This is a genomic window from Defluviimonas sp. SAOS-178_SWC (assembly GCF_039830135.1).
Taxonomy (GTDB): domain Bacteria; phylum Pseudomonadota; class Alphaproteobacteria; order Rhodobacterales; family Rhodobacteraceae; genus Albidovulum.
This window is the reverse complement of record NZ_CP156081.1, coordinates 2,471,542-2,486,583: the sequence shown is the minus strand read 5'-3', so window position 1 is coordinate 2,486,583 and position 15,042 is coordinate 2,471,542. Positions and strand designations below refer to the sequence as shown.

Sequence of the window (15,042 nt, the reverse complement as noted above, 5' to 3'; positions counted from 1 at the left end):
GAATGGGACGGGCGACAGGAGGATCCAGATGCGTGTTTACAGTGACCTCGCCGATGCCGTTGGCAAGACGCCGCTGATCCGGCTGCGCAAGGCCAGCGAGATCACCGGCTGCGAGATCCTCGGCAAGGCGGAATTCATGAATCCCGGCCAGTCGGTCAAGGACCGCGCCGCGCTGTTCATCATTCGTGACGCGATGGCGAAGGGGCTTCTGAAACCCGGTGGCACCATCGTCGAGGGCACGGCGGGGAATACCGGTATCGGTCTCGCGCTCGTCGGCGCGTCGATGGGGTTCAAGACGGTGATCGTGATTCCCGAGACCCAGAGCCAGGAAAAGAAGGACATGCTGCGTCTCGCAGGGGCCGATCTGGTTCAGGTGCCGGCTGCGCCCTATAAGAATCCGAACAATTACGTGCGATATTCGGGCCGCCTTGCCGAAATGCTTGCACAAACCGAACCAAACGGCGCGATCTGGGCCAATCAGTTCGACAATGTCGCCAACCGCCAGGCGCATATCGAGACGACGGCGCCGGAGATCTGGGAACAGACCGGTGGCAAGGTTGACGGCTTTGTCTCGGCCGTCGGGTCCGGCGGCACGCTTGCCGGTGTCGCGATGGCCTTGCAGCCGAAGGGCGTGAAGATCGGCCTTGCCGATCCCGAGGGCGCGGCGCTGTTCAGCTATTACACGACCGGCGAGCTGAAAGCCGAAGGCTCTTCGATCACCGAGGGCATCGGGCAGGGGCGGATCACCGCCAACCTCGAAGGGATCACGCCGGACATGGCCTGGTGCATTCCCGATTCCGAGGCGCTGCCCATCGTCTTCGACCTTCTCGTCGAGGAGGGGCTCTGCATGGGCGGCTCGACCGGGATCAATATCGCCGGCGCAATCCGCATGGCGCTGGAAATGGGGCCGGGGCACACGATCGTCACGCCGCTTTGCGACTATGGAACGCGCTATCAGTCGAAGCTCTTCAACCCGGACTTCCTGAAGGCCAAGGGCCTGCCGGTGCCGGACTGGCTCGCCAGGGCGCCGCGCGCGGTGCCGAGCGCGTTCGTCGACTGATGCGGGCGCTTCGCGGACTTCTCCTCGCCCTCTGCCTCGGCCTTGTGCCGGCGCTGCCGCTGGTGCTGACGCCGCTCGCGGTCGCGGCGCAGGACGTTCAGGAGCCGGACTACAAGGCCTGGGAACAGGTCGCGAAACGCGCGGAGGAGGCGCTGGCGTCCGACCGTGCAAGCACGGACGCGCTGGAAAAGGTCCGAAGCGACATCGTCGACTGGCGCGCCAAGTTCACGCAGGCGCAGAATGCCAATGCGGCACAGATCGAGACGGTCAAGGGCCAGATCTCCTCGCTCGGCCCCGCACCGTCCGAGGACAAGCCGGACGCGCCGGAAATCGCCGACCGGCGAAAGGCCCTGAACGATCAGCTGGCCAAGCTCCAGGCCCCGGGGATCACCGCCGTCGAGGCCCGCAGCCGGGCGGACGGGCTGATCCGCCAGATCGACGCCCGCGTCCGCGCGCGGCAAGCGAGCGAGCTTCTCAGGCTGTCGCCGACACCGGTCAACCCGAGCAACTGGCCGGCCGGATGGGCCGTGCTGACGCAAGGCACCAAGACGCTTTGGACCGAAACCGTGGACGCCTGGAAGAACCCGGCGCGGCGGACGGAACTGAAGAACAACCTTCCCGTGATCGTTCTCCTCCTCGCCATCGCCGGCGTTCTTCTCCTGCGCGGTCCGATCTTCATCGAGCGGCTTTCGCTCCGGCTCCAGAGCGGTGCCTCCTTGAAGGGCCGCGATATCGCCGCCGCGATCCTGTCGCTCGGACAGGTGATCGTGCCGGTCGGCGGCATGATCCTTCTGGTTGCGGCGATCAAGGCGACCGGCATGACCGGCCTGCGCTCGGGCGCCCTGATCTCGGCGCTGCCGACGGCGGCCTTCTCGTTCTTCACGGCGCGCTGGATCGGTGGCTGGCTCTTCCGTGTCGACGGCATTGGCGCGCCCTTGTCCGCCCGCCCGGCCGAGGCGCGGTTCCACGTCAACATGATCGCGCTCATGTTGGCCCTGGAAGCCTTCCGCCGCGCCTTCATCACCGAGGTGCGGCCGCCCCTGTCGATGGCGGCGCAGGCCGTCTGGGCGGCGCCCCTTGTCTTGATCCTCGCGATCTTCCTCTTCCGCCTCGGCCAGCTTCTTCGCCCGCGCCATGAGGCTGGCGCGCGCATTGCCGCCGCGGAATTCCGGGATCGCATCGTCGGCACGATCGGCATGGCCGTGATGGCGGTGTCGATCCTCGCGCCGCTCCTCGCGGTCATCGGATATGTCGCGGCGGCGAACGCGCTGATCTGGCCGACCGTGTCCTCGCTCGGTCTCGTTGGAATGATCGTGCTCTTGCAGCGCTTCGCGACCGATATCTACCTCGTCGCCACCCAATCCGGCGAGGAAGGGCGGGAGGCCCTGCTGCCGGTCCTCTTCGGCTTTCTCCTGACGATCCTCGCGGTGCCGCTCTTCGCGCTGATCTGGGGCGCGAGGGTCACCGATCTTTCCGAGGCGTGGACGCGGTTCAGCGAAGGCGTTGCCATCGGCGATACGAGGCTGTCGCCCGCGGTTCTCGTTACATTCCTCATCATCTTTGCGATCGGCTACACGATCACCCGGCTGGCGCAGGGGGCATTGAAGTCGGCGATCCTGCCGCGCACGAAGCTCGACAAGGGTGTGCAGAACGCGCTGATCTCGGGGATCGGCTATGTCGGGATCATCCTTGCCGCGCTTATTGCGATCACCGGGGCGGGGATCGACCTCTCGGTATTCGGGTATGTCGTCGGGGCACTGTCGGTCGGTATCGGTTTCGGCCTGCAGAACATCGTGCAGAACTTCGTGTCGGGCATCATCCTCCTGATCGAACGGCCGATCTCGGAAGGCGACATGATCGAGGTCAATGGCCAGTTCGGCACGGTGAAGGGGATCTCCGTGCGCTCGACCTGGATCGAGACCTTTGACCGCACGGATGTGATCGTGCCGAATGCCGATCTCGTCTCGGGCGTGGTGACGAACCTCACGCGCGGGAACCTGACGGGCCGGCTGATCATTCCTGTGGGGGTTGCCTACGGCACCGATACCCGCCGGGTCGAGACGCTGCTGAAGGAGATCGCCGAGGCGCAGCCGCTGGTCATGGTCGACCCCGCGCCGAACGTGTTCTTCGTGGGGTTCGGCGCCGACAGCCTGAACTTCGAGATCCGGACGATCCTGTCCGACGTCAACTTCAAGATGGTCGTCCAGTCCGAGATCCTGCACCAGATCGCCGAGCGCTTCGCGGCCGAGGGGATCGAGATTCCGTTCGCGCAACGCGACCTCTGGATCCGCAATCCCGAGGCGCTTGTGCCGGGAGGGCGCGGCAAGGCGCCGGAGCCGAAGCCCGAGGCGCCGGCGAAGCCCGTCGAGGCCGCCGAGACGGACCCGTCCCGGATCCGCAACGATCCCGACGCCGACGCTCTCGCGGATGGGGATGAACTGTGACCGCGCTTCTGTTCCGTGATGATGCCTACCTGCGCGAGGCACCGGCGCATGTCACCGGCCATACCGCCGAAGGCGGCATCATCCTCGACGCGAGCCTCTTCTACCCGACGGGCGGCGGCCAGCCCGGTGACAGCGGGCATCTGGAATGGTCCGGCGGCCGGATCGACATCGCCACGACCGTGAAGGGCGGGGAGGGCGCCGTCGTCCTCGTGCCGGCGGAGCCGCAGCCGTTGCCGCCCGTTGGCGCGCTTGTCCGCCAGCGCCTCGACTGGGGGCGGCGCTATCGCCACATGCGGGTCCATACCGGCCTGCACCTCCTGTCGGTCGTCATCCCGCTGCCAGTGACCGGCGGCCAGATCGGCGCCGAGAAAGGCCGGCTCGACTTCGACATGCCGCACCCGCCGGGCGACGTGACCGCGCTGGAGGAGCGGGTGAACGAGCTCGTCGCCCGCGATCTGCCCGTGACCGGGGACTGGATCACCGACGAGGAACTCGCCGCCAATCCGGGCCTCGTCAAGACGATGTCGGTCGCGCCGCCGATCGGGCAGGGTCGCGTCCGGCTGATCCGGATCGGGCAGGGGGGCGAGCAGATCGACCTGCAACCCTGCGGCGGCACCCATGTCGCCCGGACCGGGGAGATCGGCCGCGTGACGATCGGCAAGATCGAAAAGAAAGGCCGCCAGAACCGGCGGGTCAGTCTCATCCTCTCCGACTGACGCACGGCCGTTCGCGCGACGCAACCTCTTTGACCGGCGCCAGGGCGGTCTCGGATCCTGCGCTCGTCGGGACGGAGTGCCGCGACGCGTCGGACGAAAAGCGGGGTCAGTGTCAAGACCCGCGACCGGTGATACCTGCCTGGACGGGGCCGCCTTCGCCAACCGGGCGGCGATGCTTAATCCCGACTCATCGCCGCTCGCTCCAATACGCTGACACCAGTCGATCCACCCCGGCCCGAAGGCATGCTCGGCCGGTATGCGGACCAGATGACGCGGGCGGAAGAGGCAGGATTTCTCGCCGCCGCCTTCGGTGCCGCGCCCGAGATGGGCGCGGCCCTCACCGGCCCGTCCGGCACGCCGCGCAGGATCGTCGCGGAACTATCCGGCCGCACCGACGCCCATCCAGACGACAGCGTCGTGACGGGCGCGACGCTGTCCAATCAAGGCGTCGCGGCGGGGCCTGAAGGCGAGGCGCTCGGCCGCTGGTTCGAGGGCGAGGACCGCCACCGCAAGACCGGCTACATCGACGTCATCCACACCAAGCCGATGATGATCGGTCCTTTCATCACATCGCGCCGCTTCTTCTCCGGCTCCATAAAGTTCCCGGCCGCGCCGGTCAGGAATACCGGCGGGACCATGCTTCTTCGATCAGGCGACCGGGCCGCCGAGTTCATGGCGATCTTCGTGAACGAACTCATGCGGCTTCACCGGCATCTCACCCTCCGAACCACCGCACGGAACGCGGCGGGGAACGCAAGGGCCCCTCAGCAAGCGCCGCATTGCCCTCGCCCGACGACGACGACAGCAGGCAATGCGAACGCTTTATGCCGCGGCGCGAAAAGTTCCGCAAACGCCTTCTCTTCCGCTGACTTCGCCCTTGATCGTGCCGCATTGCCCGCTATAACGGCGCCTCACGGAGAGGTGGCCGAGTGGTCGAAGGCGCACGCCTGGAAAGTGTGTAGGCGGGGAACCGTCTCGAGGGTTCGAATCCCTCTCTCTCCGCCACCACATAAGTCATTGATTGTAAACGATTTTTAACCTCACCTATTGTGGCGTGGTTTCCGCGACATACGAGGCGCGATGCCCCCTAGAGACTTGAAATTCCAGACGAAATAGCCGCCCAGAATGGCGCGAGTCTCTGTTTGGCATTTGGCGCGATACGGTTTTCGGCCGCGGCTTCAGGCGTTGGACTTGACTTTGGGCCATTTCGAAGCTGGAGCGGGGCTGAATTCGTGGCGTTCAGCGTAATGTAGCGGCTAATAGCGGCGGGCGTGCCTGTCGAGCGCGGACGCCTGAAAGCCCTGATGACAAAGGAACTTCTCGCCTTCAGCCTGGCGGCATGTCGAATGGGGCGTGGACGGACATCGAGAACGATCTGATTGTCGCGGATTACTTCGCAATGCTCGCCGACGATGTTTCCGGGCGCTCTTATAGCAAGGCTGAGCATCGTCGCGCACTCCTGTCTCTGCTGAACAATCGGTCCGAAGGATCTGTCGAGTTCAAACACCAAAACATCAGCGCGGTTCTGATCGGGCTCGGCGAAGATCGGATCCCCGGCTACAAACCTGCATTCAATTTCCAGATGGCCTTGGAAGATGCAGTGGTCCGCTGGCTAAAGGCGAACCCATCTTGGCTAGCCCGCGTGGCAGAAACGCCGCAAGGCACCGGCCTCCGTGAAACGTCCCAGATCTGGGTTGGACCGCCTCCCACACTCTCAAACCAACTGCCGCCGCACGAGCTGGAGCAGGTGCTGCGCGTTGCGCGCAAATTCGACGTTGCGGCTCGGGACGAGCGAAATCGAGCGCTTGGCCGCGCCGGCGAAGAGCGAATGCTGAAACATGAGCGGGCACAACTCCGATCGGCTGGTCGTGATGACCTCGCGCGAAAGGTGATCTGGGTCTCCGAAGAAGAAGGCGACGGTGCGGGTTACGACATCGCGAGCTTCGAACCCGACGGGCGGCCGCGGCTGATCGAGGTGAAGACGGCGAACGGATGGGAGCGCACGCCCTTCCATATCACTCGCAACGAACTGGCCGTCGCGGAGGAGCGGCGTTCGGAATGGTGCCTGTTCCGGCTCTGGAATTTCTCACGCGAACCCAAGGCCTTTGAGCTTCGCCCGCCACTGAATGCCCACGTGTCCCTCACAGCGACGGCGTTTCAGGCGAGCTTCCACTGAACCCACTCCGTGGCCGATGGGTTGGGCAATGTTCGCTCATCCTCAAGTGTAGACAGGATTTTGTCTGCGGCGACCGCCATTACTTTGATTTTTCTTTGAAAAGATTTGCGCGATGCCAGGCAAGGCGTCCGCGATGACTATCCGTCAATCTAACTGGTTGATGCCAGCGCAGTTCATCGCGGGCGGCCGCTCCGAGGGCTGGCGAAAACAATGGATGGCCTGTGTCATCGAAGCTGACAAGGCCGCGGTCAAACGCAGCATCCCAGAGTGCCGAGAGCAACAGGCCATTGTGAACATCGAGGCGCTCTGCATCGCTTGGGCAATCCTTCCAGGGAACGATATGCGAAGCGCGAAGTAGCGGGGTATCAGCGATACCCGTCAGTGGGCAACGCCCTTGCCAATATTCCAGTAGTCCCGATCGAAATACATCCTGACCAATACGTTGAACGACGAGGCGTTCGGCCTCCGTAGATGTTGGCAGATCCTTCACCTTGGCCTGGAATTGCGCCAGCGGCGCGTTGGGAAGGCTGGCGGCCAACTGGTAGACACGGGGCATCAAGGCATAGAGCAGGCCCAGGGTCGTAAATGTGTAGCGCACAACGCCTGGTCCCTCGACCGGGGCCGCTGCTGCGTCGAGTTCTTCTGCCACGCCGGTATGGTCGATGGCCAACAACCATCCGCCATCTTCATCATGCGCCATCCAGATCGAGCCTTGCGCCGTCGTCGAGCTGTAGCGCCTCCAGCCATCCGCCTCGCCATGAGACCGGCGGAAGCCATTCTGGAACGCGACCTTGTCGCATTCTTGGCGGGTCACGAAGGATTGGGGCATCTCGATCATGGTCATGCGTCTTTCCTGCCTGCTCCCTTAGCCGGCCAGTTGATCAAGCTGCTCAAGAAGACGCGAAAACCTGCGAAGCTGCTCGAAATCGCCGTCTTCGATCACATCGGGGTGGAAATGCATGATTTCGTTTCGAAGCTTACGAACCTCATCGAGCTCTTTACAGAAGGTTTTCCTGCAGGCGACGAACCCGAGCTGAGCCCAGTTTTCCTCCTTCTCGAAAATTCTCTGATACTCGCCAAAGGTCAGCTGTGACGCTTTCGTGACTGCGGCCTTCCGATCTGGATCATTGTCATCACAAGCCGCGCGCAGGGCATCGACGTCGAACACATCCTGAATAAGCCGCCGGATCTGGTTTTCGATCCTACCCAACAGAAGAAACGGCTCCGACAAACCTTGGAACTGTTCACTGAGGTCGGTAGCCGTCACGATCCCCGTGATTTTTCGATCTGCAGCCGCTCGGACGAAAACATAGTCCCGCTGAATGATGGTCTTCGTGACCTCAAAGAGCGAGTCTGCGTCAGAGACCTCTGTCGCCTGCTCCATGGCATCACTTACATTGGTCAACGCGTTTCGTTGGCTGAGCCTGCTTCCGATGGACTTCCAGCTGATCGCACCCTTCAGATCACGTGGCCCGGTCATGACGGCGAGTTGTGAAAAGTCATAGGCCAGCATCAGCGTGACGGCCCGTTCGATCGGATCCTGCGGATTGACCGAAATCACCTCGCGGTTCGCAGCCTCGAGCATGCGCACGAGGTGGGTCATGTCCGCGACATCTGCTGGTTTGGCAGCCTCCACCGCCTCGGCGCCCGGCTGGGCAGCGACAACAGGAGCGGCCTCAGGTGCGGGTGCTTGCGCTTCTCGCTTCTTGAAGATCACGGGCGCATCGATCCATGTTGTCGTGAAATGAGGATCGGTCCGCAGCCCCGCGGCTTCGAGTTCTGCTTCGATGCGCTCGACGACTCCGCCACGCCTGCGGCGCGCGCCAAACCAGCGAAGCAGCTCTCTTACGCTGCGCGAAGGTTCCCGCCCCGCCGCCACGTCGGCCTTCACCTCTTCAAACTCGGCAGCGACGGCCTCGATTTCGGGGTTCGCGACTTCTTCGAGAACGGGCACTTCTATGACAATCACTTCATCTTGCATCGCTCACATCCCCATCGCTGCGAATTCGCCGTTGGCTTCCATCCGGTCCCAGGCTTCGAGGACGAGGCGGCGGGTGCGGTATTCGCCGTGCTGGCGGATTTCCTTTTCCTTGAGGACGCGGAAGGTTTCCGAGGGGTAGTCGGGGCCCTTCACGTCGGCGGGGTCGAGGATGTAGCGCAGCTCGTCACGGGTCAGGCCGTAGGCGCGGGCGTAGAAGGCGTCGAGATCGGCGCGGAGGAGCGCGCGGCGGTCTTCGTCCCAGGTGAAGGGCGGGCCGTCGTGGCCCAGATCGCGGGCGAAGGGGGCGAGGCTGTGCGAGGTGTAGGTGAGTTCCAGCACCTTTGGGGTGATGAAGGCGAGGCGAGGTTCGGTGTAGAAGTCGGGGGGCAGAACCGGGAGCTGCTTCAAAACGAAAAAACTTAGCGAAATGCCGCTGATCTTTTGTCTTGCTGCAAAATCTAGAGGCAAAGCATTCAAGTTTGCCAAAAGTGCATGGCCAGGGTGGGCAATGTTCCAACCGAGGGTCGGGTGTTTGATCGAAGCAGGTTCAAAAGGGAGCGCAAGAGAAATGACAGACCTTTCGTCCGTGGCTCTTGCTACATCACGATATGCAAGAAGCCAATTTGCTTGGCGTGGATATTTCTCCATCAGACCCAGAAAGAATTCTTTTGAGACCCAATATCTATGGGTTTGCAGTTCCGGCTTCGTATTCTCAGAAAGTGCTTCGGTTTTGTCGCCATCTTTGAACGTCGCGTAGTGCAGACAATAAGCATTTGTCAGTTTGCTTTCCCAAACAGGCAGGAGCGTATCGGACGAAGATGTCCAAATCTGTCCATCACGGACAAATCCCTCATTACAGGCACGCGCCTGGTCATACAGTTCTGAGGTATGGTCACCAAAATGGATCAATCTTAGATAATACGCACCCCAAGGGTTGCCTGCCGGTCCCTTACCCTCGTCGATCAGTATGGGCGAGTTGCGAAAAATCTTGGCGGTCAACTCGGCGTCCCGCCGGGAGCGGAAAACAGGCGCAGTCTTAGTGTTCGGGTTGATCGCGGCGATTTCGGCGGGCGCGAGGATGAAGTTGCGCTCGGGCTCGGCCAGTTGTGCAGGCTCAGTTAGGAAGAAGGCGAAATGGGCAGTAGATTCGTCGTAGCCTAGGGTCAAGAGAGCGAACTTGAAGCTGCGGTGTACGCTCGGGAAGATGGGTTTCGAGTTCTCGAAGTCCACCAGTTTCGCCAGTCGCTTGTGCTCCACCAGATGCGCGAAAAAAGGGGCCGTGGTGGCATCGGTGGCAATCCCTGTTGGCACGATGACCCCAGCCCGCTGCCGCGCGAGGTTTGCAAACAGTTCGGCAAACAGAGCATAGGTGTTCACGTCGCCCCGCCCGGTCAGCGCAAAGCGCCCGTCATCCTCGCCCGGCACGCGGACGAACTCGCCGGTCGCCTCAGCATCGCGCTTCGCCTCGGTGAAGGCGTCAAAAAGAGCGCGATCTGCGCTGCCAGTGTCAGCCTTCTCCATTGCCTTGATCAGCTTGTCCCGCGCAGCCTTGTTCGGCGCATTGGCAATCTCAGGTGACCTGGAAGCAAAAAACTCCTGCTCCTGCAGCTTGATCCGTTCCCACGGCGGGTTGCCCAGCACCACGTCGAACCCGCCGCGCTGCATCACATCGGGGAACTCGAGCGGCCAATGCAGGGCGCGGGCGTTGCGGGCGGCCTTGGGCGCCTCGACCATCGCCTGGCGCATCTTGCCCTGATTGTGAGCCATCCACAGCTCCTCGGTCGTCGGCACGGTGCGGGCCGATGCCCCAGCCGGTGCGCCGCCCACCTTGGGCAGCAGGAAAGCAGCCACATAGAGGTCCGCAGCCGCCTTGGCGCGAACAAAGGTCTGCCCCTTTCGCAGTTCCTTGAACCGCTTGGCCTTGGCGCCGATCTGCTCGACCGTATCCTCGGGCAGGTCGCGGAAGCCCGAGAAATCCAGCGCCAGCGGTTTCATTGCGGGCATCGACGCCTGACCGGTGCCGAAGTCGAACCCGCCTTGCCCCGCCGTCGCATCGCGATTGGCCTTGAGGTAGTATTTCGCGGTTTCCTTGTCGTCGCCGGTCAACGGCTTGTAGGCGGCATCGGGGATGCCGTCCTGCAGCACCTGCAGATCGAACACCCCCAGCAGCGCATCGCCGCAGCGGATCTGTGCATCGAAGAAGCCGAGGGGAAGGCCGGGGTCCACCGTCTCGATCCAGAGCGCGACCTTGGTCAGCTCCACCGCCATCGGGTTGCGGTCCACCCCGTGGATGCAGCAGCGCGCGACATCGCGCAGGGCATGGCGGAAGTCGGCGAGCGAGGGCGTGCCCTCGGCCCGGATGCGCGCGAGACGCGTGGCGATGCGGCGGGCGGCGGCCAGCAGGAAGTGGCCGGAGCCACAGGCGGGGTCGATGATCGAAAGCTTCAGCAGCGCCTTGGCGGGATCGTCCGCCTCGGCCTCGGTCTTGTCGAGCACGGGGTCGAGCGCGGTATCGAGCAGCGCCTGAACGAGACTGTCGGGCGTGTAGTAGGAGCCGGTGGTCTTGCGCTGGTTGCCCTTCTGCTCGGCCGCCTCGGAGGCGAAGACCAGCGTCTTGCCGTCGTCGCCCAGCTGCGGCTGCAATTCGAGGAGGGATTCGTAGACCGAACCCAGTTCCTCGGTCTCCATCGCGCGCCAGTTGACCGGGACCATGCCGTTCTTGTCGGCGAGCCAGGACAGGCGGTAGAGCGCCTCCATGAAGGCGCGGTTGCGCAGGCGGGCGGTTTCGAGGTCGGGCAGACGGTCCTCGGCAAAGAGGCCGCCGAGGGCGGGCAGCGCAAGGGCTGGCTGGCCCTGCGTGAGGGCGCGGAAGACGATCTTCACCCCCTCGTAGCGGTCATGGTGCTTGTCCCAGGTGGCGGCGCGGTAGCATTGCTTGCGCAGCGACTGGAGCGAATAGCCCTGGGCGTAGAGGGCGCGGGCCTCGGGTTTGGCCTTTTCCGGGTGAAGGAGGTTCCGGTCCTCGGCCACCATGAGGAAGATCAGGCGGTAGACGAGACGCAGGAGTTCGTTGAACCATTCGGTCAGGTTCACTTCGCCGGAATGCAGTTTCGCGGCGAGGTCGGGGTTGGCCTCGAGGAAGCCCGAGCCGAGCAGTTTGAGGGCCAGCTGGACCTGACCGGCCAGGCGATCACGCGCGGCTTCGCCTTCTTTGGAGCCAGCGTCGCGCCAGCGTTCGAGGGGGCAATCGGTGGCGGGGGTGTCTGCCGCGCCGAAGCGGGTGCGGTGGATCAAGAGCCAGAGCACCGCGAAGGACGCGATGTCCTCGTTGGTGAACATCTGCGCCAGATCGGCCTCGATATAGGCCGGACGGGTCAGCGAGGCATTGTCGCGCATGAGGCGCAACTGCATCCCGTTGGTCACAATACCCCAAAGGGCCTCGTCCCGATCATTCAGGTGGTCCTGAAGGGCAAAGGCCGGAGAGCGCGACCTGTCCGTCGAGAGCGTCGGGCTGCGGCGATCAAGCAGCTCGGACGGCGGCACGACGACAACGGGCACACGGTCGGACGCGATCAGCGCGATCGGTGCCGCCGCTACCGCGAGGTCGTTGTACCCGAAGGTTTCCTTGAAGAAATCGGCGATAAAACGCGAGGTGGCGGCGGCCGAGGGTTGCTCGATTTTTACAAAGGCGTCGAAATGCGATTGGCCTACGCGGAAGGCGGTGGCGATTTCTTCGCGGATCTGTAGGCCTTTGCGAACCCCGTATTCCTCGGGGGATTGCTCGGGTGCATGGCGCTGATCGATCTTTGCGATCATCGCTGGCGCGATCAGGTTGCCTTCGAGGCTCAGCGACGGCCACGCGGACATATCGGTGATTGGTTTGCGGGCCATGATTACACCTCCCCCGGAACAAGAACGAAGAGGCCGATGACGTCTGGGGGAATGATCGGCTCGACACTGACACGCGACGCGGACCCGGCGGCAGCACGAAGGCGGGCGTGGTCTTCAACCAGCTCCGCGGCACGCTTTTGCACGAAATCGGCAATAGGGCCGCCCAGCAGGTCAGGAAGGGCCGCCTTCGCCGTATTGATCATCCGGTCGCGGGCGACAGGCGCAAGATCAGCAGTCGCGGGAGAGGCAAGCAACGCGCGCGCCTCGCTGCCAGAGGCGATCACCATATTGCTGTCGAGGGCAACGAGGGCGGCTTCCTCTGCCAGCAGGAGGCGCTCACGCCGTGCATGAACCGTCAGCTTGTAGCGAATACGCAAGAGCGCGACACGCGTCATCTGAGTGACGGCGGCACTCGGCCAGGCCCCGACACGACCGATGCCCAGATCCGGCAGCGCTTCGGTGTCAAGAGAGGCTTCAAGCAGGCTTTCTGCCAGGGACGATGTCAGCGGATGGGTTCTGGTCAGAAGTGAAGCGCCTGAGGGCACCGGTTCCTGCGTGGCCAGTCTCAGAGAGCCCTTCAGCCCACGCTGCTCCAGCTTTTCCTTGAGGCTATCCTGAAGCGCATGCACGTGGGCGAACTGCAGCGATTTCTTCTTCTCGAGGGGCACCCCGAACCGAGACATCGCGCGCTCGAGAAATTCGAGCGTTTCCGCTGGCGATCCAAGCAGGGACTTCACCTTGTCCCATTCAGGAGCGACTTCACTCGGCTTCATGGCGTTTTGTGCAAACCGGGCGCGTGACCGCTTTTCGTTCTCGCTTGCATCGCGCCAGCGGGTCTCCATCACCTGGATACCGTCGCCGATCTGCAGGTCCAGCGTCAGCTGCTTGTGGCTGCCACCGCCACGGCGGAGCATCATTGCAGCCATCAGCGCATCGGTGACCGGTCCCCGCTCATCGGGGAGAGGCACAGTCACGCCCGTCGCCTTACGGATTTCCTCGGCTTTGCGAAGAATGACGTCCAAGACGGCACCGTCGATGGCGCTGTCGGGCGAAAACATCATGATCGAGCGAACGAGTTCGGCGGGTTGCCCGAAACGATCCACGCGACCTTCGCGCTGTTGATGGCGCGTCGGATTCCAGGAGAGGTCGTAGTGGATTACGGTGTCGAACAATTGCTGAAGGTTGATCCCCTCCGACAGGCAATCCGTGGCGACAAGGATGCGCTGATCGGTGGCGGCACCTTCTTCCGCCACCATTTCCGCCACGCGATCGCGACGTTCGTCCGGCGTCAATTCACCGGTCACGGCCTGCACATTCAGCTTGGGGAAAGCCTTACGAAGCCCTTCCTTCACGTGTTCGGCCGTGGCGAGGTAGCGGCAGAACACGACAGGGTTAGCGCCGTCTTTGATCAAGGGTTTGAGGGCCTTGATGAGGGCGTTCAGTTTGGGATCCTCGGCCGTCAGAAGTTCGCTGGCCTTGTCGAGCAGCCCTTGGAGAGCGGGATCATTTGAGAAGACGGTGTTTGGCTCGATGTCCACGGCGTCTTCATCATCGCCATCTTCGTCGTAAATCTGCGGCTCGAGGCGGTCGTCTTCATTGGAAGCCCGGTTTCGCAACGCGCTCATTGCGGCTGCGGGTGACGATCCGACACATCGCATCAGCGCCAGAGTGCCCCAGAACGCAAGCCGGCGATCCCTTTGCGCGTCCCCAGCCCGAGACACGACCGAGAAGCAGTAATCAAGTACGGCTTCCTGGAAGGCCCGATGCTCGTCGTTCAGACGATACGAGTATTCGGTCGTCTCGTGCTTGGGGAACGAGCGGTTCTCATCCCAGTCGCCCTCCACCAGGTCGACGCGCCGCCGCTGAACAAAGTGCCTGACAAGGCGCTCGCGGTATTTCTGGTTGTCGAAGTTGACGGTCCCGAATTCCGTGTCGATCAGCGACAGAAGCCGAGCGAATGCCTCTTCGTCCCCGGAGTGCGGCGTGGCTGTCAGCAGGATCAACCGACGCTCAGGATCGCGTGCTAGGCCTTGGAGCAGGTCGAAGCGCTGCTGCTTTCCCTTGTGCGTCCCGACGCAGGCGTGTGCCTCATCGACGATAACGAAATCCGGGCAGGCCCTGGCGAACCCATCCCGGCGTTTTTCGGCTTTGATGTAGTCAAGGCTGACCACCGTGAAGGGATAGGCATCGAAAAGGGTTTGCGCCAATGGGAGATTGCGCTCCAGACGCGCGGCAGTCCCGGAGGTGACGGCAACGGCATCGATCCCGAAGCGATCCTTCAATTCAGTGATCCACTGGTCCACGAGGTGCGGAGGGCAGAGAACCGAAAACGCATCGACCTCTCCGCGATCCATCAGTTCGCGCAGGATCAGACCCGCTTCGATGGTCTTTCCGATACCAACATCGTCGGCAATCAACAGACGCGGGACCTGAAGCCGAAGGGCCATGAGAAGCGGGACGAGCTGGTAGGTCCGAGGCTCAAAAGCAAGCTGTGCGGCGGACCGGAACGGGCCTGCCCCCCGGCGGAGGGTCAGTCGCAACGCGTCGGCAAGAAGGGCCGCCTTGGACTGCACTGTCGTGCGCGCATCGTCAGGCAGGTCGAAACGAGCGGCTTCTACCGGTGTAAGCTCGAGATCCGGAGCAAGAACCACGATGTCGTTTTCATTGCCCGAGAGGGGGCGCAGGGCGAGCAGGCCCTCGCCGGGTGTCGGCAAGGCAACCCATTCACGGCCGCGCACTCTGACAAGATCTCCAGGAGTAAAATTCACAGTCAT

The 15,042-nt window shown here is 63.1% G+C and carries 9 protein-coding genes and 1 tRNA gene; 5 read left to right on the top strand and 5 right to left on the bottom strand.

All coding sequences use genetic code 11. The annotated features are described in order from the left end of the window. The first annotated feature begins 28 nt into the window (after positions 1 to 28). The 3 genes from V5734_RS12875 to V5734_RS12865 are packed head-to-tail and all read left to right on the top strand — an operon-like array spanning position 29 to position 4,220. A complete protein-coding gene (locus V5734_RS12875) occupies positions 29 to 1,060 on the top strand; it encodes a cysteine synthase A (RefSeq protein ID WP_347310045.1) in 1,032 nt (343 codons plus the stop codon). After that, on the top strand, positions 1,060 to 3,504 hold the full coding sequence (locus V5734_RS12870) for a DUF3772 domain-containing protein (protein ID WP_347310044.1): 2,445 nt from the start codon (positions 1,060 to 1,062) through the stop codon (positions 3,502 to 3,504). Before V5734_RS12875 ends, V5734_RS12870 begins: the two co-directional genes overlap by 1 nt. Then, positions 3,501 to 4,220 carry an alanyl-tRNA editing protein gene (locus V5734_RS12865; protein WP_347310043.1) on the top strand — a complete coding sequence of 240 codons (720 nt, stop codon included), beginning with the start codon at positions 3,501 to 3,503 and terminating at the stop codon, positions 4,218 to 4,220. Before V5734_RS12870 ends, V5734_RS12865 begins: the two co-directional genes overlap by 4 nt. A gap of 518 nt (positions 4,221 to 4,738) precedes the next feature. Here V5734_RS12865 and V5734_RS12860 read toward each other — a convergent pair. Continuing rightward, entirely contained in the window at positions 4,739 to 4,894 is a 156-nt protein-coding gene (locus tag V5734_RS12860; RefSeq protein ID WP_347310042.1) for a hypothetical protein, read from the bottom strand. 241 nt (positions 4,895 to 5,135) lie between these two features. On the opposite strand from V5734_RS12860, the gene V5734_RS12855 reads away from it, so the two are divergent. Further along, positions 5,136 to 5,225 (top strand) — tRNA-Ser (locus V5734_RS12855). Between the two features lie 334 nt (positions 5,226 to 5,559). Next, positions 5,560 to 6,396 (top strand): DUF3883 domain-containing protein, encoded by an 837-nt coding sequence (locus V5734_RS12850; RefSeq protein WP_347310041.1) that lies wholly within the window; start codon positions 5,560 to 5,562, stop codon positions 6,394 to 6,396. A gap of 79 nt (positions 6,397 to 6,475) precedes the next feature. On the opposite strand, the gene V5734_RS12845 is transcribed toward V5734_RS12850, so the two are convergent. From V5734_RS12845 to V5734_RS12830, 4 genes are read right to left on the bottom strand one after another with little or no spacing between them, the layout of a single operon-like run. Continuing rightward, positions 6,476 to 7,240, bottom strand: a complete 765-nt coding sequence (locus V5734_RS12845) for an HNH endonuclease (RefSeq protein WP_347310040.1) — start codon at positions 7,238 to 7,240, stop codon at positions 6,476 to 6,478. A gap of 21 nt (positions 7,241 to 7,261) precedes the next feature. Next, positions 7,262 to 8,377, bottom strand: a complete 1,116-nt coding sequence (locus V5734_RS12840; RefSeq protein ID WP_347310038.1) for a CBS domain-containing protein — start codon at positions 8,375 to 8,377, stop codon at positions 7,262 to 7,264. Between the two features lie 3 nt (positions 8,378 to 8,380). Beyond that, complete coding sequence (locus tag V5734_RS12835) at positions 8,381 to 12,268, bottom strand: Eco57I restriction-modification methylase domain-containing protein (RefSeq protein ID WP_347310037.1); 3,888 nt, start codon at positions 12,266 to 12,268, stop codon at positions 8,381 to 8,383. A gap of 2 nt (positions 12,269 to 12,270) precedes the next feature. After that, positions 12,271 to 15,042 (bottom strand): DEAD/DEAH box helicase, encoded by a 2,772-nt coding sequence (locus tag V5734_RS12830; protein WP_347310036.1) that lies wholly within the window; start codon positions 15,040 to 15,042, stop codon positions 12,271 to 12,273.